The sequence below is a fragment of the Streptomyces sp. URMC 126 genome (genome assembly GCF_051386555.1).
Classification (GTDB): Bacteria; Actinomycetota; Actinomycetes; order Streptomycetales; family Streptomycetaceae; genus Streptomyces.
Genome location: NZ_JBPQTX010000090.1, coordinates 1 through 23,316, shown reverse-complemented (window position 1 = coordinate 23,316; position 23,316 = coordinate 1). Strand labels below are relative to the sequence as shown.

Sequence of the window (23,316 nt, the reverse complement as noted above, 5' to 3'; positions counted from 1 at the left end):
CCCGGCGTTTGTGGACGAGCGGCGAAGGGGCGGGACCGGGGCAAACCCACCCCCCGACCCCGTCGGTATGCTCGCCGCCATGCCCGTCACCCCCACACCCCCCGGCCGCGCCGGCACCCGCGCGAGCGGCGACGCGTGCCCCGGCGCCCTCCGCCTGCACGCCGCCGACGACGGCGCGCTGGCCCGCGTACGCCTCCCGGCCGGGCTCCTGACGCCACGTCAGGCGGCCGAACTGGCCGCGCTGGCGGAGGAGTTGGGTGACGGGCACCTCGACATCACCTCCCGTGGCAACATCCAGCTCCGCGCCCTGCCCGCCGGCTCGGGAGGCGAGCTCGGCAGCCGCCTCCGCGCGGCGGACCTGCTCCCCTCCGACCGCCACGAGCGCGTCCGCAACATCGCCGCCTCCCCGCTGCACGGCCTGGACGGCACCGGGCACGCGGACGTCGGCGCCTGGGCCCGCGAACTGGACCGCCTGCTCTGCGCCGACGACGAAGTCACCGCCCTCTCGGGCCGCTTCCTCTTCGGCCTCGACGACGGCCGCGGCGACATCGCGGCACTCACCCCCGATGTGACATTGATCGCAGAGCCGGGCGGCCGGACGGCCGTCCTCTGCTACGCCGCCGACGGCCCGGGCCTGCGCGTCCCGGCCGCCGAGGCGCCCCGCGCGGCCGTCGCCGCGGCCCGCCACTTCCTCGCCGCGCACGGCGGTTCCGCGTGGCGGGTGACGGAACTCCCCGCCGACGGCCGCCCCGACGTCACCGCCCTGGCCGCCCGGCTCCCGGGCGCGGAGGTGACGGCCGTTCCCACGCCTCGTCCCGCCGCCCCGCCGCTCGGCGCGGTACCGGGACCCGACGGCCGTACCGCCCTGTCGGTGGCCGCTCCCCTGGGCCGGCTGACCGCCGGTCAGTGGCGGCTGCTGGTGGCCGCCGCCGAGGCCGGCTCCGGCGAGCTGCGGGTGACGCCGTGGCGCGGGATCGTCGTCCCGGGCCTGACCGGCGGCGCCGCGGCCGCCCGGCTCGCCGGTCTCGCCGACGCCGGGCTGGTGGTCTCCGCGGCCTCCCCCTGGCACGGCGCGGGCGCCTGCGCCGGGCGCCCGGGCTGCGCCAAGTCGCGCGCCGACGTGCGCGCCGACGCGACCGCCGCGCTCACCGGCACGCGCCCTGGCGGCACCGGCGGACTGCCGGTGTACTGGTCGGGATGCGAGCGGCGCTGCGGACACCCCGGGGGCCGGTGGGTCGACGTCCTGGCGACGGAGAGCGGCTACCGGGTGGCGGTACGGACGGGGGGCGGGGACACGGATGCCTGCGTGGCCGGCGTGGCCGCCATCGCGGACCCCGGGCTGCCCGCCCTGGTGGCCGCCGCCCGCCGCCCCGGCCCGGACCACGACGGCGCCCACGACGGCGACGGGACACCGTGACGGTCCGGCGGACGGCGGCCGGGTGCCGCGTACCGCCGGGGCACGGCCGATGTATAGATGTACCGACCCATCGACGTATCGGTGTGTCGATGTACAGACGTGACGACAGACGACCACAGACGGCGCGCGGGCCGTCCGACGGACGTACGGACGTACGGACGGCGACGGGCCCCCGGGGGCGCGTCCCGCCCGGCACGGCCCGGCCCCCGGCCGGTCCCCCGAGCGCGCGAGCGCGACCAGCGCGCGAGCGCGACCAGCAAGCCCAGCGAGCGAGGCAGAGGCAGCACAGTGTTCGACTACGACAAGGACGGCGCGTCCATCTACCGCCAGTCCTTCGCCACCATCCGCGCCGAGGCGGACCTCGGCGGACTGCCGCCGGACGTGTCCCGGGTGGCGGTCCGCATGATCCACGCCTGTGGGATGACGGACCTGGTGCGCGACCTCGCGTACTCCCCGGGCGTCGTGGCCGCGGCGCGGAAGGCGCTGCTGGACGGCGCGCCGATCCTCTGTGACGCCAACATGGTCGCCAGCGGCGTGACCCGCAAGCGGCTGCCGGCGGACAACGAGGTGCTGTGCACCCTCGCCGACCCGGCCGTGCCGGAGCTCGCCGCCCGGATGGGCACGACGCGCAGCGCCGCCGCCCTGGAGCTGTGGCGGGACCGGCTGGACGGGGCCGTGGTGGCCGTCGGCAACGCGCCGACGGCGCTGTTCCGGCTGCTGGAGATGGTGGCCGAGGGCGCGCCGCGCCCGGCGGCGGTGCTCGGCATACCCGTCGGGTTCATCGGCGCGGCCGAGTCCAAGGACGCCCTGGCGGAGAACGCGCTGGGGCTGGAGTACCTGGTGGTGCGCGGACGGCGGGGCGGCAGCGCCATGGCCGCCGCCGCGATCAACGCGATAGCGAGCGAGGAAGAGTGAGCGAGCAGCAGTCCCCGGCCACCGGCCGCCTCTACGGGGTGGGGCTGGGCCCCGGCGACCCGTCGCTGATGACCCTGCGCGCGGTGGAGTGCATCGCCGCCGCCGACGTCGTCGCGTACCACAGCGCGCGCCACGGCCGCAGCATCGCGCGCTCCATCGCCGAACGGCACCTGCGCGCGGACCACATCGAGGAGCCGCTGGTCTACCCGGTCACCACGGAGACCACGGACCACCCGGGCGGCTACCGGGGCGCGATGGAGGAGTTCTACGAGGAGGCGGCGGCACGGCTCGCCGCGCACCTGGACGCCGGACGTTCGGTGGCGGTGCTCGCCGAGGGCGACCCGCTCTTCTACAGCTCGTACATGCACATGCACAAGCGGCTGGCCCACCGCTACCCGACCGAGGTGGTCCCCGGCGTGACCTCGGTCAGTGCCGCGGCGGCCCGGCTGGGCGAGCCGCTGGTCGAGGGCGAGGAGGTGCTCACCGTCCTGCCGGGCACGCTGCCCGAGGAGGAGCTCGCCGCCCGGCTCGCGTCCACCGACTCGGCGGTGGTGATGAAGCTCGGCCGTACCTTCCCCGCCGTGCGGGGCGCGCTGGAGCGCTCCGGCCGGCTGGCGGAGGCGCGGTACGTCGAGCGGGCCACGATGCCCGGTGAGCGCACCGGCCGGGTGGCGGAGGTGGACCCGGAGTCCGTCCCGTACTTCTCGGTGGCCGTGCTGCCCAGCCGGGTGGCCGCCGCCACGGGCCCCGCCCCCGAGGAGGAGCCCGCTCCGGCGGGCATGGGCGAGGTCGTCGTGGTCGGCCTCGGCCCGGCCGGGCCCCGGTGGCTGACGCCGGAGGCGCGCGGCGAACTGGCCGCCGCGCAGGACGTCGTCGGCTATAGCACCTACGTGGACCGGGTGCCCGTCCGGCCCGGGCAGCGGCGGCACGCGTCCGACAACAAGGTGGAGTCGGAGCGCGCCGAGTTCGCCCTGGACCTGGCCCGGCAGGGGCGCCGGGTGGCCGTCGTCTCCTCGGGCGACCCGGGGGTCTTCGCGATGGCCAGCGCCGTCCTGGAGGTCGCCTCGGAGGGCCCGTACCGGGACATTCCGGTGCGGATCGTGCCCGGTATGACGGCCGCCCACGCGGCGGCGTCCCGGGCGGGCGCGCCGCTCGGGCACGACTACGCGGTGGTGTCGCTCTCCGACCGGCTCAAGCCGTGGGAGGTCATCGCGGAGCGGCTGCGCGCCGCCGCCGCGGCCGACTTGGTGCTCGCGCTGTACAACCCGGGCTCTCGGAGCCGCGTCTGGCAGGTCGGCAAGGCCCGTGACGTGCTGCTGGAGCACCGCTCCCCGGACACCCCGGTGGTGCTCGGGCGGGACGTGGGCGGCCCGGAGGAGAGCGTCCGCGTGGTCCGGCTGGGGGCGCTCGTCCCCGAGGAGGTCGACATGCGGACGATCCTGATCGTCGGCTCGACGCAGACGCGGGCGGTGCGGCGCGGTCCCGGCGAGGGCGAGGACGTCGTCTGGACGCCCCGGCGGTACCCGGAGCGGTGACACGCGGGAGGGGACGGCGCCGTCCCCGCCCGGCAGGGCCCGCGCGGCGCTACGGAATGAACGCCATGCAGGCGAGCAGCGTGCGGGCCTCCACGTTGAGGAGGCCGCCGTACCGGTTGAGCGTGGCGAGCTGGCCGCAGGTCGCCCAGCGGAAGCCGTCGCCCTCCTCCGGCGGGACGTCGTCGTCCGCCCGGACGGCCAGGTAGCGGTTGCGGGCGTGGTGGAAGCGCCCGCCCTCCTCGGAGTGCACCACGTCGAACAGGACGCGCCCGGGCGGCCCGGAGGCGGCGTCGAGGACGGTGTCGAGGTGGCGCGGCCGCCGGTCGGGGGGCAGGTGGGCGTAGTTGGCGGGAACGCACTGCACGGTGGGGCCGATCTCGGCGGTGTCCAGGGTGCCGGCCTCCGCGCGGGCCCGTACCAGGACGTGCGGGACCCCGCCGAAGTCGCGCACCAGAAAGGCGACGACGCCCTGGCCGCAGGGGGCCAGCAGCGGCTGGGACCAGGCGCTCACCTCCCGGCTGCCCGCCCGTACGTCGACTCCGACGATGCGGAAGTAGCGTCCTTCCTCGTGGCTCACCTCGTCGTCGGTCACGCGCCAGCCGGTCGTCTCGCGCAGCGGTATGCGGCGGCGGACGGTGGGTCGGGCCGTTCTGTGGTGGGTGAGCCAGTTGAGCAGTTCGGGGAGGGTGTGGAGCGGACGGCCGTGAAAGCGGGCCGCGGCGGGCGCGGCGTCGGCGGCCAGGTGCGAGAGCACGGTCCGGGTGTCCATGTTGACCACGTCGTCCATCGCGAGCAGCCGGCCGATCTCGTCCGGGCCGAACCAGCGGAAGTCGTCGAGGACCGGGACGTCCTCGTCGGTGCGGACGACGATGTTGCGGTTGCGCTTCGCGAGGAACCAGGCCCCCTGCTCGCTCTGCAACGCGTCCGCGAGCGGACGCCCGCGGCCCAGTGTGGTGAAGAGGTCGAGGTACGGCACGGCGCGGCCCCGGTGGACCCGGGCGTAGTTGCTGCGGGTGGCCTGGACCGTGGGCGACAGCTGGAGGGCGTTGACGTTGCCGGGCTCCATCTTGGCCTGGAGCAGACAGTGCGGGACGCCGTCGAACTCCCGGACGAGGATGCCCAGGAGGCCGTGTTCCGGCTGGTCGATGACGGGCTGCCGCCAGTGCTCCACCTCGCGCCCGGCCACCCGGACGTCCAGCCCGTGCACGCCGAAGAACCGTCCGCTGCGGTGGCGCAGGTCGCCGGTCTCCGGGTCGCCGCTCCAGCCGTCGAGCTCCGACAGGGGCACGCGGGTGACGCGGTAGGCGTGCGCGGCACGGCGTTCCTCGAACCAGCGGTGGAATACGGCGAGATCCGTGGGCACCGTCACGACACTCCCTGGAGCCGGGCCCCTGGGGGTCGGCCCCGGGACTCTTGCGGGACGTACTCGGAACGTTTCGGGGACAGCCTGCCGCACGCGGGCGCGGGCGCGGATGCGCAGTTGAACGCGGGCGGGGGCGGAGGGCTCGGCTCGTCGGAGCGCGACCGCTCCGAGGCGGCGGGCTTTGCCTCGCCTCGTCTCGTCCTCACGTCCCGGCTCCGGGAGCCGGACCGGCCGAGGCGCCCGGACGGCCTCACAGTTCAGGGGCGCACGCCCGGCGCCGCCGTCGCACCGGCGCTTGCGCCCCGGAGCCTCCCGTCGGCGAGGCTTCCTTCCCCCCGAGACGCTCCGGGGCTCCCGCCCCCACGTCTTCCGCCGTCTTCCGCCGTCGCCGTTCACACCCCCAGCGCTACCTCCACGTCACGCGCCCCCGGCGGGCCGGTTCGCTCAGCCCAGCGTCCGTCGCACCCACGCCACCGCCTCCTCCGGCCCGCCCACCGCCGGGACGCCCGCAGGCAGGGGCGGGCGCCGGACCACGACGACGGGGATCCGCGCGTCGCGGGCGGCGGCGAGCTTCGCCGCCGTCGCCGCGGCCCCGCTGTCCTTGGTCACCAGGACGTCGACGCGGTGCCGACGCAGCAGTTCACGCTCGCCCTCGACCGTGAACGGCCCCCGGGCCAGCAGTACCTCGGTCCTCGGCGGCATCGGCGGCGAGGGGGCGTCGACCGAGCGCACCAGGAACCACATATTCTCTAGGTGCGCGAAGGCGGCGAGTCCCATCCTGCCCGTGGTCAGGAAGACCCGGTTTCCCAGGCCGGGCAGCGCCTCCGCCGCCTCGGCCAGCGACCCGACCGGACGCCAGTCGTCGCCCGGGCCCGCCGTCCAGCCGGGGCGGCGGACGGCCAGCAACGGAACCTGAGCCTCCGAGGCGGCCTTCGCCGCGTTGGAACTGATCGTGTCGGCGAAAGGATGCGTGGCGTCGATGAGCGCGTCGACGTGCTGCTCGCGCAGCCACCGGGCCAGCCCCTCGGGGCCGCCGAAACCGCCGATCCGCACCTGCCCCGCCGGCAACCGCGGTTCGGCGACGCGTCCGGCGAGCGAGCTGGTGACCCGCAGGCCGGGCTCGCCGGCCAGCGCGGCGGCGAGCCGGCGGGCCTCCGTCGTACCGCCCAGGATCAGGATGTGGCGCTCGGCGCTCACGCTCACCTGCCGCCTTTCCGTTCGCGCGTCCGTCGTATCCGTTCCCCCGGTGGGACGGAAAGCCCAGCCTAAGGCGGGTGACGGGCGTGGCTGACACCACGGAGGCCGGCGTCCCCGGCGAGGCGAAGGGCGGCCGGGCCGGGCAGCTCGCGCACACCGGCCTGCGGTCCGGCTGGACGACGGGCGCCTGCGCGACGGCCGCCACCACGGCCGCGTACTCCGCCCTGCTCACCGGGGACTTCCCCGACCCGGTGACGATCACCCTGCCCAAGGGGCAGACGCCCGCCTTCGCCCTGGCGGCGGAGGAGCTGGCCGCCGGGCACGCGATGGCCGCGATCGTCAAGGACGCGGGGGACGATCCGGACGTCACCCACGGCGCCCTGGTCCGCGCCACGGTACGGCTGCTGCCGCCCGGTTCCGGGGTGGTCTTCCGGGCCGGCCCGGGCGTCGGCACGGTGACCCGCCCCGGGCTGCCGCTGCCGGTGGGCGAGCCCGCGATCAACCCGGTGCCGCGCCGGCTGATGACCGAGCACGTGGCCGAGGTCGCGGCCCGGCACGGCGGGACGGGCGACGTGGAGATCGAGGTCTCGGTCGACCACGGCGAGGAGATCGCCCGCTCCACCTGGAACCCCCGGCTGGGCATCCTCGGCGGTCTGTCCATCCTCGGCACCACCGGCGTCGTCGTGCCGTACTCGTGCTCCGCCTGGATCGACAGCATCCGCCGCGGCGTCGACGTGGCCCGCGCGGCGGGGCGCCGGCACGTGGCCGGCTGTACGGGCTCGACGTCCGAGAAGGTCGCGGTGGCCGTGCACGGACTCCCCGAGGACGCCCTCCTCGACATGGGCGACTTCGCGGGCGCGGTCCTGAAGTACATCCGCCGTCACCCGGTGGACCGGCTCACCGTCGCCGGCGGCTTCGCCAAGCTCTCCAAACTGGCGGCCGGCCACCTGGACCTGCACTCGTCCCGCTCCCAGGTGGACAAGAACTTCCTCGCGGAGCTGGCCCGCGTCGGCGGGGCCGACGAGGAACTGGCGGCCGAGGTCGCGTCCGCCAACACCGGCCTCGACGCCCTCCAGCGCTGCGCGGCGCGCGGCGTCCCGCTCGGCGACCTGGTGGCGGCCACGGCCCGCGACGAGGCACTGGCCGTGCTGCGGGGAGCACCCGTCACCGTCGACGTCCTGTGTATCGACCGGGCGGGAACGATCGTCGGACGGGCGGAGCCGCGGGGGCCGGGGCAAGGCTGACCCGGGCGGTGACGCGCCGACGCCGGAAAGATAGTGTGCCCCCGGGGATCAGGCAGAGGGGACAGGGGGACACCGGCACATGCGTCGTCGGCACATAACGAGAAACCGGGGCCTTTTGATGCTCGCCGGGGCGCTCCTGGCCACGTCGGCGTGCGGCGGGGACGGCGGGGGTGACGGCGCGAAGGATTCCCCCAGGATCGTACGCACCCAGGCACCCGCCGAGGACGCGCGGAGGAGGCAGCCGGGAGCCGCCGAGGCCGACGCGAAGCCGCTGGACGCCCGCCGCCTGCGCGGCCGACTGCTGACCCTCGCCGACCTGGGCCCGGGGTACACCGAGGTACCGGACGACGGGAAGGACGACGCGGACTCGGGGGCGACGGGCTGCGCTCCGATGGAGCGGCTCAGCGCACGCCTGCCCTCCCTGAAGCTCGCCGCCGAGGTCAAGACGAGCTTCAGGTACGACGGGACCGAGAACTCCGGAATGGGGGTCGAGCTGGGCAGCGACTCCCCCGCGCGGATCTCCGCCGTCTACAAGGAGATCTACGACTCCTTCAACTCGTGCCCGTCCTTCTCCTTCATGGAAGGCACCACGCCGACCCGGGCCACCTCGGCCAAGCCCGAGCTGCCCGCGCTCGGCGACGAGCGGTTCGGCACCCTCCTGACCATGGAGGGCACGAACGGGCCGGTGGTCGTCAAGTACGTCACGGTCCGCAAGGGCAGCGTCGTGGCGACGCTCATCGGCTCCCCCGCACTGGTCGACAAGCACATCGGTACGGCCGTCGACAAGATGACGAAGGACTGAACCACCGGCCCGTCCGGGCGCGAACTAGCCGTCCAGCAGCGGCTCCTGAAGCTCCGTCACCCACGCCGCCCGGTCCTCGGGGCACTCCAGGTAGAGTTCCCGCGCGTACCCCGCCGACCGGTGCCCGTGGGCGTCGATCCAGCGGGCGAGCGCCTGGGCCGTCGGGAGGACGTCGTCCATCGCACCGCGGTGGACGACGGTGGCGGCCGTCTCGATGCCGGGGAGGTCGACGACGTCGAACCCTGCGGACGTGACTCCGGAGCCGACCGGGAAGGCCGCGTGGGCGAGGATGCCGCCGGAGCCTGCGGGGTCGTCCTCGTAGTACGCGACGGCCGGGCCCGCCGGGGTCACCCCGGCCTCCGCCAGCCGGCGGCACAGCTCGGCGAACAGCGGGTCGACGACCGGGCCGATCTGCTCCGGCGCGTATCCGGGCGCGACGGCGCTCAGCTCGGCCACCCGGACCGTCGGGACGGCCTTGACCACTACGTCGTGGGTACTCATGATTCCCTCGCTCTCGATACTCCGGAGCCTCGCCTCGACCTGCGTCAGCCGGGCCGCCGCCGCGGTGGCGGCGGCCTCCAGTTCGGCGCGGCGCAGCCGCAGCATGCCGCGCAGCTCCTCCGTGCCCACCTCCTCGTCCACGATCGCCCGCACCTGCCGGAGGGTGAACCCCAGCTCCTTGAGGGCGATGACGCGGTTGAGGCGGGCGAGCTGCCCCGCCTCGTAAAAGCGGTAGCCGGTGGCGGCGTCGACGCGGGCGGGGCGCAGCAGCCCCGTCGCGTCGTAGTGGCGCAGCATGCGGACGGACACGCGTCCGTGCCGGGCGAAATCTCCGATGGTGAACATGACGCCCCTCAGGGAAGCGGCTGACACGGTGTGAGGGTCAAGAGCGCGGGTGCGGCGGGCCGGGGCCCGCCGTAGCCTGGGTGGCAGGAGGGCCCGCCGGTGGAGCCCCTCACCACCGCCGGGCCGGGCTTGACGGACTGCGGAGGTGAGGACGGTGCAGCACGTCGCGGGCTGGCATGTGGAAGTCGAGTTCGACGAGGACGACCGGCACGTCCGCGCCGCCGCCCTGGTGCGGCTGCGGGACGGCACCGAGGTGCGGGCGCGCGGCAAGGCCGCCCGGCACCCGGACGACCCGGGCGAGGCCCGGGTGGGCGAGGAGCTGGCGGGCGCCCGCGCGCTCGTCGACCTCGCCGAGCAGCTCGCCGCGAAGGGCGGCCACGAGGCGGCCGACCTGCGGGCGGAGGCCATGGCGGGTTAGAGGCCATGGCGGGTCAGGGGTCAGAACATCGAGCGCCCGGCGTCGTCGCGGCACCGCTCCGTCGAGTACAGGTGGCTGTCGGGGAACTGCTCGGCGCCCAGCGTCCGCCCGACGAGGATCACGGCGGTGCGGACGACGCCCGCGGCCCGTACCTGGTCGGCGATACCGGCGAGCGGGCCCCGCAGCACGATCTCGTCGGGCCGGCTGGCCATGGCGACGACGGCGGCGGGGCAGTCCGGGCCGTAGTGCGGCAGCAGTTCGGCGACGACGCGGTCCGCGTGGCGGGCGGCGAGGTGCAGGACGAGGAGCGCGCCGCTGCGGCCGAGGGTGGCCAGGTCCTCGCCGGGCGGCATGGGTGTGGCCCGCTCGGCGACCCGGGTGAGGACGACGGTCTGCCCGACCGTCGGGACGGTCAGCTCGCGGCCGAGTGAGGCCGCGGCGGCGGCGAAGGCGGGGACGCCGGGCACGATCTCGTACGGGATGCCGTGCGCGTCCAGCCGGCGCATCTGCTCGGCGACGGCGCTGAAGACGGACGGGTCGCCGGAGTGCAGCCGGGCGACGTCCTGGCCCGCCTCGTGGGCGCGGACGAACTCGGCGGTGATCTCGTCCAGATCGAGCTTTCCGGTGTCGACGAGCCGGGCGCCGGGCGGGCAGTCGGCGAGGAGTTCGCGCGGGACGAGGCTGCCGGCGTAGAGGCAGACGCCGCAGCGGGCCAGCGTACGGGCGCCGCGCACCGTGATGAGGTCGGCGGCGCCGGGGCCGGCGCCGATGAAGTAGACGGTCATGGTGGGAGGGCTCCTTCTACAGCTTCACGGCGTCTGCGGCTTCTGGTGCGGCTTGTTCCGCCGCTCGGGCGGGCTGCTGGGCCGGTACGGACGCGTGCCGGCCGGACGCCTCCGCGCCGCCGCCGCGCTTGACGACCGACCACTGCGTCACCGGCATCGCCTGCCGCCACCCGGTGAAGCCGCCCACGGGCACGGCGTGCGCCACGGCGAGCCGGACCAGTTCGCCGCCGTGCCGCCGGTAACGGTCGGCGAGCAGTGCCTCGGACTCCAGGGTGACGGTGTTGGCGACCAGCCGCCCGCCCTCGGGCAGCGCCGCCCAGCAGGCGTCGAGCAGGCCGGGGGCGGTGAGCCCGCCGCCGATGAACACGGCGTCGGGGACGGGCAGTCCGTCGAGCGCGGCGGGCGCGGCGCCGGTGACGACGCGCAGCCCGGGGACGCCGAGGGCGGCCGCGTTACGGGCGATCCGGCCGGCCCGGACGGGGTCGCGCTCGACGGTGACCGCCCGGCAGGAGCGGTGGGCGCGCATCCACTCGATGCCGATCGAACCGGAGCCCCCGCCGATGTCCCACAGCAGCTCGCCGGGGACGGGCCCGAGGGCGGCCAGCGTCGCCGCCCGGACGTGACGCTTCGTCAACTGCCCGTCGTGGTCGAAGGCTTCGTCCGGCAGGCCGGGGACGAGCGGCAGCCGGAGGGCGTCCGGCGCGGGGCGGCAGACGACGGCGACGACGTTCAGCGGATCGCCGGCCGGGTGCTCCCACGCGTCCGCCGTACCCTCGCGGCGGGCCTCGCGGTCGCCGCCCAGCTGCTCCAGGACCGTCATCGCGCTCGGTCCGAAGCCGCGCTCGCGCAGCAGCGCGGCGACCTCGGCCGGGGTGCCCGCGCCGGCGCTGAGCAGCAGCAGCCGACGGCCGGGCTGGAGGGCGGCGGCGAGCGCGTCGAGCGGCCGGCCGACGAGGCTGACCACCTCGGTGCCGTCCAGCGGCCAGCCGAGCCGGGCGCAGGCGTACGAGGCGGAGGACGGGTGCGGCAGCACCCGCAGCCGCTCGGGACCCAGCTCGTCGGCGAGGGTCCGGCCGATGCCGAAGAACATGGGATCGCCGCTGGCCAGCACGGACACCCGGCGCCCCGCGTGCTCCTCGAACAGCCGCGGTACGGCGGGCCGCAGCGGCGAGGGCCAGGCCACGCGCTCCCCCGGGCACTCCGCCGGCACGAGCCCGAGCTGCCGCGCCCCGCCCACGATCACCTCGGCCGCGCGCAGCGCCTCCCGGGCGACGGGCGCGAGCCCGGCCCAGCCGTCGGCGCCGATCCCCACGACGGTGACGGGGGCGGGCAGCGCGGTGGACTCGGGGGGCACGGACGGACACCTCGGACGGTCGGCGGACGGGCGGTAACGGAACTCTACTGACCTGCGAGGACTCGGGTACACCCGGCACCTGCGCCACCGCCCCGCCCGGCGGGCGGAGCGCGGTCACGGCGCGCCCGGTGCGGCGGACGATACGACCCGACACGCCCCACCGGGGCCTCCGACGCGGGAACCGCCCTCCGGCGACCCGTTGCCCCCCGGAGTGCCAGGACGGGGTGCAGCGGGCGGTGGCCATCGCCGGCAGGAGGTCGGCGAAGACGCTTGTAGACCTCCACCCGTCTCACCCGGCATACCGTCGAGGCCGCGTCGGCCGGACAGGGCTCCGGCGAGGGACAGGCCGTCGACGAGGAGCGGGCCTTGCCAGGGCGCGCCGCCACCGCCGCCGCCTCGCCGGAGGCGTCGAAGGCGTCGAAGGCGTCCGCCTCGGCTCGGCGGCCTGCCCCGACCGCCCGAGCGGCTTTCCCCGGTTCGTCAGGGCGGGCATCAGCCAGGGCGCGAAGCCGGCCGGGCCGGCGAGAGCCGGGGGTGGCGCATGTGCTCGACGGACTGCGCCGAACGTCCGTCCGCGCGACGGCGGTCGCCGGTCTCACTCCCCCGCCTCGGACCCGTACCCGCTAGGGACCCGCGTGCACCTGGCAGGCCCACAGGCTCGGCGTCCGCGGATAGGTGTCGCGCAGTGCGCGCACGGCCCGGTGCAGGGCCTCCGCCGTGCGCGAGACGTCGAGCGTGCCGTCGGCCGTGCGCAGGGTTTCGTAGACGCCGTGCGCGACCTCGGCCGCGATCGCGTCGTCGACGTGCCACAGCGAGCCGACGACGTGCGGGAAGCCCGCCATGCCGAAGGCGTTGACGATGTGGACGGCCTCGTCGGCGAGTTCGGGGCTGGTGCGGAGCGTGTCGCAGGCGGAAAGGTAGGCGAGCCGGACCGACGGCAGCCGCAGCCGGGCCAGGTCGCGTACGGTCAGCGGGCTGTCGGTGTGGTCGTGCAGGACGAGCCGGCTGCCGGAAGGGCGCCGCGGGTCGCTCAGGGCGTGGCAGGCGAAGTGGGCGTGGGCGTGGTGGTGCAGGGCGGGGACGACGGCGGCACGCGTGGCGGCGCTGTCCGCGAGCAGCGTGGCGCCGGGCAGGAGCCGGGCCAGCCTGTCCGCCTCGCGGCGCGCGCCCGGCAGCGGGGTCTGCCCGGCGGCCTCCGCGACGCTGACGACGAGCGTGCCGGTGCCCGCCGGCCGGGCCGTGCGCCGGCGGGCGTGGCGCAGGGCCCGCAGGGTGGGGGTGTACGAGGAGACGACCCGGTCCAGGGCGCCGGGGCCGTCGGCGGGGGCCGCCGCGTGCAGGGGGAGCGTGCCGAGGAGGCCGCCGGGTGACCACCAGACGCGGGTGGCCGTGGGGACGCGGTCGAGGACGGGGCCGGTGGCCGTCCGCCACAGCCAGGCGAGGGTGTCACGGATCTCCCGCTGGGCGCGTCGTGCCCGGTCGCGGGAGGTCTCCGGGCTCGCGGCGCGGGCCAGCGCGTCCTCGAAGGCGCGGCGGCGGGCCGCGGTCGTCCGCGGGTCGAGCTCCGGGAGCGGTACGACGTCGACGGAGTGCGCGGTGACGATCAGGGCGTCGCTGCCGTAGGGCGAGACGTTGACGAGGATGACCGGGCCCGCCGCGGCCGTCGCGCGCAGTGTGCCCTCGTCCCGGTCGCGCACCGGTCGCAGCAGGCCCACGTCGGGGTGTTCGGCGCGGATCCGGTCCGTGAGCTCGCTCCACTCGGCCGCCAGCCGCTGCCGCCGGTCGGCACGGCCGTCGGGGCCGGGCAGATCGCCGAGACCTGGCGCGGTCGGCTCGTCGGGGAGGAACCCCCCTCCGCCGGTCGCGGTGTCGAGGGCGTCCCGGAGCTCCTCGAAACGGGCCGCGAGCTCCGGGGCGGCCTCCCGGAGCCGCGTCAGGTCGCCCTCGGCGTCGAAGGCGTGGGAGAGGATCACGCCCCTGGCCTGTTCGAGCAGGCCGACCGCGAGCCCGGGCCGGCCGCGGCGCACCGCGCAGGCCGCCGCCGCGGCGCCCAGTCCGGCGCTCCGGCCGAGCAGGAACTCCTGGTCGTCGCGGAGGAGATGGCGGGGTGCCACGGCCGGCAGCAGGTCGACCGCCGTGACGTACCCCTCCAGAGCGCCCTCCCAGTCCCCCAGCTCCGCCCGGACCTCGGCCCAGGCCCGCGCCGCGTCCAGGCGCACGGACGGCGGGGCCTGCCGTTCCAGGGCGGCCTCCCGGAACGCGTCGGCGGCCTGGGCGGGATCGCCGCGGCGGCGCCGGCGGACGGGGCCACGGTCGCGCAGGACGGTGCCGAGCTGCGTGAGCCGGACCGCCCGCTGGGGGTGGCCGGGCGGAGTGGCGGCCACCGCCCGGCGCAGGAGGGCGGCCACCTCGTCCCGGGCGGCCGACGACAGCAGGACGCGGGGGCTCGTCAGTCGCGCGGCGGCCGCCACCGTCAAGGCGCCCGGCAGTGCGGGGGCGTCGGCGGGCAGCGACGCGACCACCGCGTCGGCCAGCTCGCGCGCCTCGCGGGCGTCTGCGGGCCGGGGCACGCGCGCGAAGCGGAGCATCAGGGCGATGGCGAGGTTGTGCCGCCGGTGCGGAGTGCTCGGGTCGTCCTCCGGGGTGAGGGCGAGGGCGCGTCTGAGCAGTCCGATCGCCTCGTCGAGCCGGGCGACCGGGTCGGCGGCGCGTTCGACGCCGCCGACCAGGCTGATCGCCGTCGAGCTCAGAACCGTCGCCTGGTGCGCGGGGCCCAGGCCGGGCAGGGCGGCGGCCCGGTGCCGGCACTCCTGGGCCTCCCGCAGGTCCTCGCCGTCCTCGGTGAGCCGGTGGCGCAGGCTCAGGGCCGTCCCCAGGTTGAGCAGCCGCACGCCGAGTATCCGGTGTCCCTCGGGCGTGAGCGCCACCGCCTCCCGGTGCGCCCGTACCGCCTCGTTCAGCTCCCGTACGTCTCCGGAGCGTTGGTGGCACGCGGTCAGGACGAGGCCGAGGTCGTTGAGGGCGGTGGGCCGGTCCGGGTGGCCCGGCGGCAGGTGCGCCTCAGCCTGCCGCAGCCGGCGCAGCGCCTCGTCCAGGTCGGCTCTGTTCGCTCGCGGATCGCGGGTATAGCGGGTGTACAGGGTCATCGCGGCGGCGAGGGGCGACGGCCGCGGGCCGTCCGGCTCCGGTGCGGACGCGGTGTCCGGGCGGGTGAGGTCGAACGCCGCGTCCAGGTCCGCGGAAGCGCCGGTCGCGACGGACCGCGCGCGCAGGGCGTTGCCCAAGGCGTTGCGGAGGGCGGCACGAGGACCGGGGTGCCGGGCCGTGCGGAGCGCTTCGGCCAGGACGGCGACCGCCTCGTCGAGGTCCTCGGTACGGCCGGTGTGCTGCGCCCGCAACAGGAGAGCCGTGCCCAGGGCGTGGCCCGCCGCCGGGTCCTCGACGGCACCGGGGGCGGCGGGGGCGGCGGCGCGGCGGCACAGGTCCACGATCTCGTCGCACTGCTCGGGAGTCGCGCCCTCCCGCTGCCGCAGCAGCGTCAGGGCCCTCCCCAACGCGCCGAGGCGGTCCGCCGGGGGCGGGGCCCCGGGCGGCAGTTGGTCCAGGACGTCACGCGCGACGCCGACGGCCTCGTGGAGGTCCTCGGGAGCGTACGAGCGCAGGTAGCGGTCCAGGAGCCGGTCTCCCAGGGCGCCGAGGGCGAGGAGCCGTTCGGGGGAGCCGGCGGGGAGCGCCTTGAGGGCGCGGTGGGCGAGCAGGACGGGGTCCGGGCCGTCGACACCGTCCGGCAACGGCCGCGACCGGTCCCCGGCGCCCGGCCCGCGTCCACCGCCGGGCGGAACCCGGGACGAAACCCCGGGCGGAACCCGGGACGGAGCCCCGGACGGAACCCGGGACGAAACCCCGGACGGAACCCCGGACGGAACCCCGGACGGATCCCGAGACGGATCCCGAGACGGGCCTCCGGACGGATCCCGGGACGGACCTCCGGCCAGGTCCCGGGACGGATCCCCGGACAGGTCCCCGGCCAAGTCCCCGAACGCGTCCTCGAAGGGCCAGGCCATCCCGGCGAGGGCCAGCGCGCGGGACAGCTCCGCACGCCGGGCCGGGTACCAGGGCTCGTACTCCGGCGTCGCCAGCACCGCCAGGCTGCCGCACCCGACCGCGGTGGCCAGCCGGATCTCCCGCGACAGTGTCATGGCCCCGAGCACCGCCGCCGCCTCGTGCAGCCGGCGGACCTCCTCGGACGCGCCGGGCGGCGGGTCGTCCTGCCGTCCCTCGACCGCGATCACCAACGCGGCGCACTGCGCCGACCACTCGGCCGGCCCGTCCGCGTGCGCCGGGTCCGGGCGCACGGCGGGGTCGGTCGCCGCGTAGGCCGCCGCCAACTCCGGTGGGACGAGACGGGGATCGGCGACCCACACCGGGAAGAGCAGCGTTCCGGCCATGCACCCGTGGACGCCGCCGACGGGCCCCGGGCAGGCCATCGCGCGGGCGACGCAGAGCCGGCCAGCCGTGTGCCGCGCCTCCAGGTCGGTCGCCGTGTCGGCGGCCCGCAGCAGGCCCCGGAGCTCCGCGTCCGCCGCGGGCCCCGACACCACCTCCCCGTCCACCGTGCCGTCCGCCGTCACGGCCCGGGCGAGGCGCGCGCGGACCGCCGTCAGAAACCGGTCCCGGTCGTACCGCATCCGGCCACTCCCCCCTGTTCCTCCGTCACCCCGTCATCATCGACCCATCATCAACTCCGGTCATCCTCCGGCACACTTGGACCATGAATACGACTCCCGACTCCCCACCACCCGATCAGAGAGCGGCAGCCGCCCTGTGCGCCCTCCTCGGTTCGCCGGACGCCCTGCGGCAGCCCGGGGTCAGGGAAGCGGCCGAACGGGCGCGGGACCTGCTGCGGTCCGCGGCCGACGCCGACCGGCTCGCCGCCGGCTACCGCGCCCTGGACACGGCGTTGCGCCGGGCCGGCGACGCGCGCGGGCTGGTCGACGGCTTCCGGGGCGGGACGGCCGCCCCCGGCGTCTCGCCGCACATCAAGGTGGCCGTATGCCCGGGACCGGCCGAGTGCTCCCGCGTCGAACGGGCCCGCGACCTGCTCCCCGCCCCGCACTGCGCGGTCAACGGCACCCGCATGCGCAAGGCCCGGCTGGGCGCCGCGCGGTGACGGCGTCCTCATGAACCCGCTGATCGCCACCCTCGGCGGCAAACTCACCGAACGCTGGCTGAATCTGCTCGTCCTCCCCGGTGCCCTCTTCCTCGGCGCCACGGCCGTCGGCACCACGCTCGGCCACCGCCACTGGCACGACGTCGGCCGGCTGCGCGCCCGCCTGGACGGCCTGGCCGCCCGCCCCGCCCTCGACCGCCCGGGCACCGCCGCGCTGCTGATCGCCCTCGTGCTGCTCGCGGCGACGGCCGCCTCCCTCGCCGCGCGGTTCCTCGGCGGCGGGATCGAGCGGTACTGGCTGCGCCACGGCCGGGACCCGCTGTCGCGTGCCCGCACCGCCCGCCGGGCCCGCGCGTGGCGGGCGCGGGACGCGCGGCTCGACGAGGCCGTCGCCCGCGCCCACCGGACGGGCGCCGGCCCCGACGGCGCGGTGCTGGTCCCCGGCGAGGTGCTGGCCCGTATCCAGGCCCTGACCGAGGCCCGCGACCGCGTCTCGCCCCGCGAACCGGTCCGCCCGACCTGGTACGGCGACCGCGTGCAGGCGACGGCCGACCGCCTGGAGGCCGCCTACGGGGTGGACCTCGCCGCCCTCTGGCCGCGCCTGTGGCTGACCCTCCCGGAACCGGCCGTGCGCCAGATCCAGTCGTCCCACGACTCCTTCGCCGCCGCCGCCCGCCTCGCCGCCTGGGCCGGCGCCTACGCCGTCCTGGCCTGCTGGTGGTGGCCCGCGGCGCCGGTGGCCGCCGGCTGCGCGGCCGTCGCCCGCTCCCGCGCCCGCGCCGGGCTGGACACCCTCGCGGAGCTCACCGAGGCCGCCGTGGACGTCCACGGCCGGGAGCTCGCCGCCCGCGTCGGCCTGCTCCCGGCGGAGACGCCCGGACCGCTGGCCCGGGAGACCGGGGACGGGATGTCCGAGCTGTTCAGGAAGGCCGGCTGACGGCCGCCCCGCCCACCGCTCCTGCATACAATGTGCAACTACGAAAACTGTGCGGAAGGCGGAAGCGTGGGACGTTCACCGGTGGTGCTGGGCATCGAGTCGTCCTGCGACGAGACCGGCGCCGGGCTGGTCCGGGACGGCAGGCTGCTGGGTCACGCGGTGGCGTCCAGCATGGACGAGCACGCCCGGTACGGAGGCGTCGTGCCGGAGATCGCGGCCCGCGCCCATGTGCACGCGGCCGCGCCCGTGGTCCGGCAGGCGCTGGCCGAGGCCGGGCTGTCGATGGCGGACATCGGGGCGGTGGCGGTGACGACCGGGCCCGGGCTGTCCGGGGCGCTGCAGGTCGGGGTGGCCGCGGCGAAGGGGCTCGCCTACTCGCTCGGGGTCCCGCTGTACGGGGTGCACCACCTGGCCGGGCACGTGGCGGCCGACACCCTGGAGCACGGCCCGCTGCCGAACCCCTGCGTGGTGCTGATCGTCTCCGGCGGCCACACCTCGCTGCTGCTGGTCCGTGACCTCGCCCGGGACCCCATCGTCCACCTGGGCGACACCCTCGACGACGCGGCCGGCGAGTGCTTCGACAAAGTCGCGCGCGTCTTCGGCCTGCCCTACCCGGGCGGCCCCGCCGTGGACCGGGCGGCCCGGGACGGCGACCCGCGCGCCGTCGCCTTCCCCCGCCCGATGACCGGGCCCCGCGACGACCCGTGGACGTTCTCGTTCTCCGGCCTGAAGACCGCCGCCGCCCGCTGGGCCGAGCGGCACCGCGCCGCCGGCCGGCCGCTGCCGGTCGCGGACGGCGCCGCCTCGCTCCAGGAGGCCATCGCCGACGTCCTGACCCGCAAGGCCGTCGCCGCGTGCGTCGAACACGGCGTCGGCACGCTGGTGGTGGTCGGCGGCGTGGCCGCCAACTCCCGGGTGCGCGCTCTGGCCGAGGAGCGCTGCGCCGCGGCCGGCGTGGAGCTGCGCGTCCCGCCCCTGCGACTGTGCACCGACAACGGCGCGATGATCGCGGCCGTCGGCGACCTGCTGGTCCGCGCGGGCGCGGAGCCCGCCCCGCTGGACGTGTCCGTCGACCCGTCGGCGCCGCTGGAATACGCGGCCCTGCACCCCGTCGCCCGGACCGTCCGCGCCGCCTGACGCGCCGCGCCCGGGTGCCGGACGGCCGCCTCGGGGGAAGACTGGCCGCATGCGAACCGGACTCCTGCGCATGATCGGGGCGACGACCGCCGTCTACGGCGTGGCGGTGACCCTCCGTCCACGGCTGCTCGGCGGCCCCTCGGGCCTGCCCGACACAGCCGCCGTCCGCGTCTCGCTCGCCCCGCTGGCCTGGCGCGACGCGGCCTCGGGGCTGGCGATGCTGCTCGCCCCGGAGGGCCCGGCCCTGCGGACGGCGACACTGCTGCGCATCGCCGCGGACTTCGGCGACGCGGTGCTGCTCGGCCGCTCCCTGCCGGGCCCGGCCCGCCGGGCGGGCGCGGTGGCGGTGTCCGTGGGCTGGGGAGCGCTGTCGTGCGCGGCCCTGTGGGGCCCGGGCCGCCCGCACCCGGCGCTACGGGCCGCTCTGCCGGGGGTTCCGCGGCTCGCCCGGGGCGGACGGCGGGGAGGAGACGGCTGACGTCCGGCGGGCCGCCGCCCGCACGCTCCCACCGTCCCGCCGCCGCCCGCGCGCTCCCACCGTCCGGCCGCCGCCCGCACGCTCCCGCCGTCCCGCCGTCGCCGGCCGGAAACGCCGGCGCCGTCGCCCCGCGGAAACCGCCCGCACGGCCGGGCCACCGCACACGCAACGCCCGTCCCACCGTCACCACACTCGAAACGCTCGCACCACCGTCGCCCCCGGAACCCCCTCTGTCCCGTGGTCGCCCTGAAACCCGAGAACGCCGGACGGGCCGGGCGCCTCCCGCGCACCGGCCCGTCCGTCGGTCCGTTCCTCCCGGCCGTCTCCTACCAGTCGGAGCGCCGGTAGTCCTTGAGGAAGCACCCGTACAGATCCTCCCCCTCCTCGCCGCGCACGATCGGGTCGTAGACGCGGGCGGCGCCGTCGATCAGGTCGAGCGGGGCGTGGAAGCCCGCCTCGGCCAGCCGCACCTTGTCCGGGTGCGGGCGCTCGTCCGTGATCCAGCCCGTGTCGACGGCGGTCATGAGGATGCCGTCGGTCTCCAGCATCTCCTGCGCGCTGGTGCGGGTGAGCATGTTGAGCGCGGCCTTGGCCATGTTGGTGTGCGGGTGGCCCGCGCCCTTGTAGCCGCGGCTGAAGACGCCCTCCATGGCGGAGACGTTGACGACGTACTTCCGGCGGGCCGTCGAGGCGGCCATCGCCGGGCGGAGCCGGCTGATCAGGATGAACGGCGCGGTCGAGTTGCAGAGCTGGACCTCCAGCAGCTCGACCGGGTCGACCTCGGAGACCGTCTGGATCCAGCTGTTGGTGGCATCCAGGTCCGGGACCAGGCCGCCGGCGTCGATCGCCGTGCCGGCCTCGATCCGGGCGAGCGAGGCGGAGCCGGAGACCAGTGCCAGGTCGGTGACGTCCTGGGCGGTCAGGCCCTCGCCGTTCCCGGTGGGGAGCGCGGCGACGGCGTCCACGGCACCGCTGCCGAACGCGCCGATCACCTCCGCGGCCGGCAGCGCGCCGGCGGGCAGCGGCGCCGATTCGGCGGCGACGAGCTCGCTGTAGGCGCGCGGCGACCGGCGGACGGTCTGGGCCGCGTTGTTGATCAGGATGTCGAGCGGGCCCTCGGCGGCCACGCTGTCGGCGAGCGCCACGACCTGCGCGGGGTCGCGGAGGTCGATGCCGACGACCTTGAGCCGGTGGATCCACTCGTCGCTGTCCGGCATCGCCTTGAAGCGGCGGATGGCGTCGTTGGGGAACCGGGTGGTGATGGTGGTGTGCGCGCCGTCGCGCAGCAGGCGCAGCGCGATGTACATGCCGATCTTCGCCCGCCCGCCGGTGAGTAGCGCCCGGCGGCCGGTGAGGTCGGTCCGGGCGTCGCGCCGGGCGCGGTTCTCGGCCGCGCACTCCCGGCACAGCTGGTGGTAGAAGGCGTCGACCTCGACGTAGCGGGTCTTGCAGATGTAGCAGGAGCGCGGGCGCTCCAGGACGCCCGCGATCTCGCCGAGGGCGGTGGAGCTGGGCAGGATGCCCTGCGTCTCGTCGTCGATGCGGTCGGCGGAGCCGGTGGCCGTGGCCTCGGTGACCTTGCGGTCGTGGGCGGTCTTGGCGGCCCGGCGCTCCTGGCGGCGGCGCTGCTTCACCATCCGGTAGATACCCGAGGTGGCCCGTCGGACGGTGACCGCGTCCGGGTGGTCGACCGGCAGCTCGTCGAGCTCCTTGAGCACGTCCAGGCAGATCGCCAGACGCTCGGGGTCGATACCCGCCCCGTCGGCCGTGCCCCGGGCGTCGCCGCGGCTCTCTTCTGTGACCGTCATAGCCGCTGTTGTTTCCAGTCCATACGTTCGATTGAGGCTTCCGGGAAACTGTACGGAAGCTCCGCTCCAATACCAAACCCGCCCCGGCGAACGCAAGGCGCCGCCACGCCGGAAAGCGGGCCGCTCAAGGCGGCCCGCCATGCTCCCACGTATGCAGCGCCCTCTCAATTCCCGCGCATCACATCTGACTTATTGCCCTCAACGGGTTAATTAGTGCTTCAGCGGCCCATTTTGGTGCATCCCCATCGGAAACCCCGGTCACAATTGACGCTCAACACCCCTTAGAAAGGCTTCAGCCATGTCGCGTATCGCCAAGGCAGTCCTCATGACCGCCGCCGCCGGCGCCGTCGTCTCCGGCGCCTCGGGCGTCGCAGTCGCCGACTCCCACGCCGGTGCGGCGGCCGTGGGTTCCCCCGGCGTCATCTCCGGCAACGCCATCCAGGTGCCGATCCACCTGCCGATCAACCTGTGCGGGAACTCGCTCGACATCATCGCTCTGCTGAACCCCACGTTCGGCAACACCTGCGTCGCCGACTGATTTCTTCCCGGACCGCGGTACACCGGACCGCAAGCCGCGCGGGGCGGGTCACAGTCAGCCGCCGGAACCCTCCCCCGCGCACCCGTGGCGCCCATCACCCTCGTGATGGGCCCCACGCTCGTTCCCGTTCCGATCCCGTCCCCGGTCCCGTTCCCGCTCGCCGGGCCGGGACCCGGCGCTCCCCCCGTCGTCCCCGGCTTCGCCCCGCTCCCCGCGCCGCCGCACGGCACCGGACGGGCGCGGACCCGGCGCTCCGGGGAGGTCCGGGACCTCGACGACGGGCGGCAGGTCGGGGGTCAGGTGCGTGTGCTGTGACGTCATGACGGTGAACCTCGTTTCGGTACGGATCCCGGGCACGGCCCGGGGCGGGGCCCGCGGGGGCCGGCCGTTCGATGACGTACGTGTGCCCCGCGGCCGCCCGGATCAGACGGGCGCCAGCAACTGCCGGCGCAGGTGGGCACAGGTGCGGCTGAGGATCCGCGAGATCTGCATCTGGGAGACCCCCAGCCGGGCGCCGATCTGCTGCTGGGTGAGATTGCCGAAGAAGTGCCAGTACAGGACCGACTTCTCCCGTTCGGGGAGGGCGTCGAGCAGCGGTCTGAGCGACTGCCGGTCGACCACCAGGTCCAGCGCGCGGTCCACCCGGCCCAGGGTGTCGGCCAGCGGCACTTCGCCCGCCCCGTCGACGGGGTGGTCGAGCGACAGGGTGTGGTGCACCCCGTCCGCGTCGATGCCGCGCCGGACCTCCGCCTCGGTGAGGCCCGCCTCCTCGGCCAGGGCGGCCTCGGTGACGCGCGTCCCCGCACCCTTCTGCTCCAGCCGCGACCGGGCGGCGCGGACCGCGGCCCGCAGCTCCTGATCGCGCCGGGGGATGTGCAGCGACCACACGTGGTCGCGTACGTGCCGCTTGAGCTCGCCGTTGATAGTGGGCACGGCGAAGGACTCGAAGGCGAAACCGCGGTCCGGATCGAACCGGTCGACGGCCCTGACCAGCGCCAGCGCCGCCACCTGCCGGAGATCGGCCGGACTCTCCCCGCTGGACCGGTACCGCAGGCTGATGCGCTCGGCCATGGGGAGCCACGCGGCGATCAGCTCCTGCCGCAACCGGGTCCGCTCAGGCCCGTCGGGCAGTGTCGCGAGCCGTGCGAACAGTCCGGCCGTCCCGGGGCTCTGGCGCGTACGCCGCCGGAGAGCTGTCTCAGTCATGGTCACCGCCCTCGCTCGTACGCCAAGGAGTGCTGCCGGCGGTTTCAGCATGACCCGACCCTTCCGGATGCGCGACTCGGCGCAGCCACCCGGTCACGCAGGGCGAGGGGGCGGAAGCGGAACGGTGATCCGGGGGGACGTCGTCCGGGCCCGCCCCGGCCCGGAC

Annotated in this window: 20 protein-coding genes; 12 read left to right on the top strand and 8 right to left on the bottom strand. The window is 76.2% G+C overall.

From position 1 onward, the window contains the following. The first annotated feature begins 67 nt into the window (after positions 1–67). From cobG to ACSNOK_RS13875, 3 genes are all read left to right on the top strand, one after another. Positions 68–1,417 carry a precorrin-3B synthase gene (gene cobG, locus ACSNOK_RS13885; RefSeq protein ID WP_436780940.1) on the top strand — a complete coding sequence of 450 codons (1,350 nt, stop codon included), beginning with the start codon at positions 68–70 and terminating at the stop codon, positions 1,415–1,417. A 288-nt stretch (positions 1,418–1,705) separates the two neighbouring features. Beyond that, positions 1,706–2,332 carry a precorrin-8X methylmutase gene (locus ACSNOK_RS13880; protein WP_436780939.1) on the top strand — a complete coding sequence of 209 codons (627 nt, stop codon included), beginning with the start codon at positions 1,706–1,708 and terminating at the stop codon, positions 2,330–2,332. Next, positions 2,329–3,867: a precorrin-2 C(20)-methyltransferase gene (locus ACSNOK_RS13875; RefSeq protein ID WP_436780938.1), complete on the top strand. Its 1,539-nt coding sequence runs from the start codon at positions 2,329–2,331 to the stop codon at positions 3,865–3,867. Before ACSNOK_RS13880 ends, ACSNOK_RS13875 begins: the two co-directional genes overlap by 4 nt. A 49-nt stretch (positions 3,868–3,916) precedes the next feature. Here the strand turns inward: ACSNOK_RS13875 and ACSNOK_RS13870 are convergent, their stop codons facing one another. Beyond that, on the bottom strand, positions 3,917–5,230 hold the full coding sequence (locus tag ACSNOK_RS13870; RefSeq protein WP_436780942.1) for an NDP-hexose 2,3-dehydratase family protein: 1,314 nt from the start codon (positions 5,228–5,230) through the stop codon (positions 3,917–3,919). Between the two features lie 444 nt (positions 5,231–5,674). Then, entirely contained in the window at positions 5,675–6,433 is a 759-nt protein-coding gene (locus ACSNOK_RS13865; RefSeq protein ID WP_436780937.1) for a cobalt-precorrin-6A reductase, read from the bottom strand. A gap of 71 nt (positions 6,434–6,504) precedes the next feature. Between ACSNOK_RS13865 and ACSNOK_RS13860 the strand changes: the two genes are divergently transcribed. Together ACSNOK_RS13860 and ACSNOK_RS13855 are read left to right on the top strand one after the other, a co-directional pair. Beyond that, positions 6,505–7,671 carry a cobalt-precorrin-5B (C(1))-methyltransferase gene (locus ACSNOK_RS13860; protein ID WP_436780936.1) on the top strand — a complete coding sequence of 389 codons (1,167 nt, stop codon included), beginning with the start codon at positions 6,505–6,507 and terminating at the stop codon, positions 7,669–7,671. A 118-nt stretch (positions 7,672–7,789) separates the two neighbouring features. Further along, on the top strand, positions 7,790–8,473 hold the full coding sequence (locus ACSNOK_RS13855) for a hypothetical protein (protein WP_436780935.1): 684 nt from the start codon (positions 7,790–7,792) through the stop codon (positions 8,471–8,473). 24 nt (positions 8,474–8,497) lie between these two features. On the opposite strand, the gene ACSNOK_RS13850 is transcribed toward ACSNOK_RS13855, so the two are convergent. After that, positions 8,498–9,319, bottom strand: a complete 822-nt coding sequence (locus tag ACSNOK_RS13850; RefSeq protein WP_436780941.1) for a MerR family transcriptional regulator — start codon at positions 9,317–9,319, stop codon at positions 8,498–8,500. 154 nt (positions 9,320–9,473) lie between these two features. Between ACSNOK_RS13850 and ACSNOK_RS13845 the strand changes: the two genes are divergently transcribed. Continuing rightward, a complete protein-coding gene (locus ACSNOK_RS13845; protein WP_436780934.1) occupies positions 9,474–9,737 on the top strand; it encodes a dsRBD fold-containing protein in 264 nt (87 codons plus the stop codon). A gap of 20 nt (positions 9,738–9,757) precedes the next feature. Here the strand turns inward: ACSNOK_RS13845 and cobM are convergent, their stop codons facing one another. The 3 genes from cobM to ACSNOK_RS13830 form a co-directional block, all read right to left on the bottom strand. Further along, on the bottom strand, positions 9,758–10,522 hold the full coding sequence (gene cobM / locus ACSNOK_RS13840) for a precorrin-4 C(11)-methyltransferase (RefSeq protein WP_436780933.1): 765 nt from the start codon (positions 10,520–10,522) through the stop codon (positions 9,758–9,760). Between the two features lie 16 nt (positions 10,523–10,538). Next, on the bottom strand, positions 10,539–11,876 hold the full coding sequence (gene cbiE / locus ACSNOK_RS13835) for a precorrin-6y C5,15-methyltransferase (decarboxylating) subunit CbiE (RefSeq protein ID WP_436780932.1): 1,338 nt from the start codon (positions 11,874–11,876) through the stop codon (positions 10,539–10,541). A gap of 623 nt (positions 11,877–12,499) precedes the next feature. Continuing rightward, positions 12,500–16,564 carry a CHAT domain-containing protein gene (locus ACSNOK_RS13830; RefSeq protein WP_436780931.1) on the bottom strand — a complete coding sequence of 1,355 codons (4,065 nt, stop codon included), beginning with the start codon at positions 16,562–16,564 and terminating at the stop codon, positions 12,500–12,502. 83 nt (positions 16,565–16,647) lie between these two features. Between ACSNOK_RS13830 and ACSNOK_RS13825 the strand changes: the two genes are divergently transcribed. From ACSNOK_RS13825 to ACSNOK_RS13810, 4 genes are read left to right on the top strand one after another with little or no spacing between them, the layout of a single operon-like run. Further along, positions 16,648–17,046, top strand: a complete 399-nt coding sequence (locus ACSNOK_RS13825; protein WP_436780930.1) for a hypothetical protein — start codon at positions 16,648–16,650, stop codon at positions 17,044–17,046. A gap of 10 nt (positions 17,047–17,056) precedes the next feature. After that, positions 17,057–17,983: a hypothetical protein gene (locus ACSNOK_RS13820; RefSeq protein ID WP_436780929.1), complete on the top strand. Its 927-nt coding sequence runs from the start codon at positions 17,057–17,059 to the stop codon at positions 17,981–17,983. 30 nt (positions 17,984–18,013) lie between these two features. Beyond that, positions 18,014–19,120 carry a tRNA (adenosine(37)-N6)-threonylcarbamoyltransferase complex transferase subunit TsaD gene (gene tsaD, locus ACSNOK_RS13815; protein WP_436780928.1) on the top strand — a complete coding sequence of 369 codons (1,107 nt, stop codon included), beginning with the start codon at positions 18,014–18,016 and terminating at the stop codon, positions 19,118–19,120. Positions 19,121–19,169: 49 nt separating this feature from the next. Then, complete coding sequence (locus ACSNOK_RS13810; protein ID WP_436780927.1) at positions 19,170–19,598, top strand: hypothetical protein; 429 nt, start codon at positions 19,170–19,172, stop codon at positions 19,596–19,598. 326 nt (positions 19,599–19,924) lie between these two features. Here ACSNOK_RS13810 and ACSNOK_RS13805 read toward each other — a convergent pair whose 3' ends face one another. After that, complete coding sequence (locus tag ACSNOK_RS13805) at positions 19,925–21,406, bottom strand: SDR family NAD(P)-dependent oxidoreductase (RefSeq protein WP_436780926.1); 1,482 nt, start codon at positions 21,404–21,406, stop codon at positions 19,925–19,927. A gap of 298 nt (positions 21,407–21,704) precedes the next feature. Between ACSNOK_RS13805 and ACSNOK_RS13800 the strand changes: the two genes are divergently transcribed. Both ACSNOK_RS13800 and ACSNOK_RS13795 read left to right on the top strand, forming a co-directional pair. Then, positions 21,705–21,944, top strand: coding sequence for a chaplin (locus tag ACSNOK_RS13800; protein WP_436780925.1), 240 nt, complete (start codon positions 21,705–21,707; stop codon positions 21,942–21,944). A gap of 84 nt (positions 21,945–22,028) precedes the next feature. Continuing rightward, complete coding sequence (locus tag ACSNOK_RS13795; RefSeq protein ID WP_436780924.1) at positions 22,029–22,259, top strand: hypothetical protein; 231 nt, start codon at positions 22,029–22,031, stop codon at positions 22,257–22,259. 108 nt (positions 22,260–22,367) lie between these two features. Here the strand turns inward: ACSNOK_RS13795 and ACSNOK_RS13790 are convergent, their stop codons facing one another. Continuing rightward, on the bottom strand, positions 22,368–23,150 hold the full coding sequence (locus ACSNOK_RS13790; protein WP_436780923.1) for a sigma-70 family RNA polymerase sigma factor: 783 nt from the start codon (positions 23,148–23,150) through the stop codon (positions 22,368–22,370). Positions 23,151–23,316 lie beyond the last annotated feature (166 nt).

Coding starts and splice junctions, on each gene's coding strand:
- cobG (WP_436780940.1), top strand. CDS start 68: ATGCTCGCCGCCATGCCCGTCACCCCCACACCCCCCGGCCGCGCCGGC.
- ACSNOK_RS13855 (WP_436780935.1), top strand. CDS start 7,790: ATGCTCGCCGGGGCGCTCCTGGCCACGTCGGCGTGCGGCGGGGACGGC.
- ACSNOK_RS13850 (WP_436780941.1), bottom strand. CDS start 9,319: ATGTTCACCATCGGAGATTTCGCCCGGCACGGACGCGTGTCCGTCCGC.
- cobM (WP_436780933.1), bottom strand. CDS start 10,522: ATGACCGTCTACTTCATCGGCGCCGGCCCCGGCGCCGCCGACCTCATC.
- ACSNOK_RS13830 (WP_436780931.1), bottom strand. CDS start 16,564: ATGCGGTACGACCGGGACCGGTTTCTGACGGCGGTCCGCGCGCGCCTC.
- ACSNOK_RS13825 (WP_436780930.1), top strand. CDS start 16,648: ATGAATACGACTCCCGACTCCCCACCACCCGATCAGAGAGCGGCAGCC.
- ACSNOK_RS13820 (WP_436780929.1), top strand. CDS start 17,057: ATGAACCCGCTGATCGCCACCCTCGGCGGCAAACTCACCGAACGCTGG.
- tsaD (WP_436780928.1), top strand. CDS start 18,014: ATGTGCAACTACGAAAACTGTGCGGAAGGCGGAAGCGTGGGACGTTCA.
- ACSNOK_RS13810 (WP_436780927.1), top strand. CDS start 19,170: ATGCGAACCGGACTCCTGCGCATGATCGGGGCGACGACCGCCGTCTAC.
- ACSNOK_RS13805 (WP_436780926.1), bottom strand. CDS start 21,406: ATGACGGTCACAGAAGAGAGCCGCGGCGACGCCCGGGGCACGGCCGAC.
- ACSNOK_RS13800 (WP_436780925.1), top strand. CDS start 21,705: ATGTCGCGTATCGCCAAGGCAGTCCTCATGACCGCCGCCGCCGGCGCC.
- ACSNOK_RS13790 (WP_436780923.1), bottom strand. CDS start 23,150: ATGACTGAGACAGCTCTCCGGCGGCGTACGCGCCAGAGCCCCGGGACG.